Genomic DNA, 2306 nt, shown 5'->3' on the forward strand with positions numbered 1-2306 from the left:
GTGGTATTTATGGAAAAGTTACGCCAAGCGCTTTGGCACTGTTGCAAAGTTAGCGATGAGGCAGCCTTTTGTCTTATTCAAAGGCCTTACATTTCAAAAACTCTGCTTACCAGGCGCATTTCGCCCAGGGGATCACCATAATAAAATGCTGAGGCCTGGCCTTTGCGTAGTGCACGCATCACCTCAATACCTTTGATGGTGGCGTAAGCCGTCTTCATGGATTTAAATCCCAGCGTGGCGCCGATTATCCGTTTCAGTTTGCCATGATCGCATTCAATCACGTTGTTCCGGTACTTAATCTGTCGGTGTTCAACGTCAGACGGGCACCGGCCTTCGCGTTTGAGCAGAGCAAGCGCGCGACCATAGGCGGGCGCTTTATCCGTGTTGATGAATCGCGGGATCTGCCACTTCTTCACGTTGTTGAGGATTTTACCCAGAAACCGGTATGCAGCTTTGCTGTTACGACGGGAGGAGAGATAAAAATCGACAGTGCGGCCCCGGCTGTCGACGACCCGGTACAGATACGCCCAGCGGCCATTGACCTTCACGTAGGTTTCATCCATGTGCCACGGGCAAAGATCGGAAGGGTTACGCCAGTACCAGCGCAGCCGTTTTTCCATTTCAGGCGCATAACGCTGAACCCAGCGGTAAATCGTGGAGTGATCGACATTCACTCCGCGTTCAGCCAGCATCTCCTGCAGCTCACGGTAACTGATGCCGTATTTGCAGTACCAGCGTACGGCCCACAGAATGATGTCACGCTGAAAATGCCGGCCTTTGAATGGGTTCATGTGCAGCTCCATCAGCAAAAGGGGATGATAAGTTTATCACCACCGACTATTTGCAACAGTGCCGCACTTATTATCTGAATTCGCGCTTCGTGATTATACTGTTTTTCTGCAATTTTTTGCTTTTGCTGATTGCAGTTGCATAGCAATAAACAGCAGTACCACAAGCACCACAGACAATATCACTAACAACCCGTAGAATCCGTTCCACTGATATCCCTCAATCACTTTGGACAGCGGATAACCGGCAGCAGATGCCCCGATATAGGCAAATAAGCTGACAAACCCGGTTGATGCGCCGGACGCATATTTATGTGAGTTTTCTGCGGCAGCCATCGCAATCAGGAACTGCGGCCCGAAAATAAAGAAACCGGTCATAAAGAACAGCGCGGAGAACACGTATTTGCTGTCAATCGGGACCGCCCATAAACACACCGCTGAGATGATAATACCCAGGGTATAAATCACGTTCATCTGTGAACGGTTGCCCTTGAATAATAAGTCCGAGCCCCAGCCGGCCACAATCGCGCCAAAGAAACCACCGATTTCAAACATCATTACCGTGGCATTTGCGGTTAACAGATCATAATGGTGCGTTTCAATCAGATATAAGTTACCCCAGTCGTTAATCCCGGTACGGATGACATAAATCACTGCATATGAAAGCGCCAGTACCCAGATAATTTTATTTTTAAAAATATACTCTTTGAGAATAGCCCAGCGTGATAAACCGAGTCCCTGCTCTTCATGGGCAATTTCCACCTGGTCATTGCGCCACTCACCGACAGTCGGCAACCCCATTGAACGCGGACGGTCACGCAATAAGAAGCAGAGCAGCAGACCGACAACAATCGCAATTACTCCCGGAATAATCATCCCGTAACGCCAGCCTAACCACAGTGCCACACTCCCTGACAGGATAGGAATAATAGCACCGCCGATATTATGGGATGTATTCCAGATTGACCACCAGAAACCACGCTCATTACGGGAATACCAGGTATTCAGTATTTTAGAACACGGCGGCCAGCCCCAGCCCTGAAAGAAGGCATTAATCATCCATAAGGCAATAAATACCGGAATAGAAGATGTCAGGCCAAACAGAATATTTACCACACCGGTCATAATAAGGCCTAACCCCATAAACCAGCGCGGATTTGAACGGTCACCGATAATACCGGAAAGGAACTTGGATGCTCCGTACGTTAAATAGAAGGCCGTCCCGACCATCCCGATATCTGCTTTGGTTATTCCCAGGTCAGCCAGCATTTCCGGCATGACGAAGTTAAAACTCTTTCTGGTGAAATAAAAGACAGCATACCCGATATAACTGACGATCATCAGATGCAAACGCCAGTAACGGTATGTTTTGTCGATTTCATTTTTACTCATGGTAACCGGTTTATCCGGCGATTCAGAAAATATAGCCATTACGTTCTCCGTACTGCAATTATCAGTAGTGATTAGTTTTTATATGTCATCATTGGCGGATTCAAGTCCGAAGTGCAACGCTAAGCC

At 48.0% G+C, this 2306-nt stretch carries 2 protein-coding genes; both read right to left on the reverse strand.

What is annotated here, in order from left to right; translation table 11 throughout:
• Positions 1 to 86: 86 nt before the first annotated feature.
• Positions 87 to 791: an IS6-like element IS26 family transposase gene (locus FDX01_RS04240; protein ID WP_137399283.1), complete on the reverse strand. Its 705-nt coding sequence runs from the start codon at positions 789 to 791 to the stop codon at positions 87 to 89.
• Between the two features lie 93 nt (positions 792 to 884).
• Positions 885 to 2219: an MFS transporter family glucose-6-phosphate receptor UhpC gene (gene uhpC, locus FDX01_RS04245; protein WP_137399284.1), complete on the reverse strand. Its 1335-nt coding sequence runs from the start codon at positions 2217 to 2219 to the stop codon at positions 885 to 887.
• Positions 2220 to 2306: the final 87 nt, after the last annotated feature.

Source organism: Citrobacter sp. wls613 (genome assembly GCF_005281195.1).
Classification (GTDB): Bacteria; Pseudomonadota; Gammaproteobacteria; order Enterobacterales; family Enterobacteriaceae; genus Citrobacter; species Citrobacter gillenii.

What these genes read in the sequence shown, in the direction of transcription:
- FDX01_RS04240 (WP_137399283.1), bottom strand. Translation starts at nt 791, where the DNA reads ATGAACCCATTCAAAGGCCGGCATTTTCAGCGTGACATCATTCTGTGG.
- uhpC (WP_137399284.1), bottom strand. Translation starts at nt 2,219, where the DNA reads ATGGCTATATTTTCTGAATCGCCGGATAAACCGGTTACCATGAGTAAA.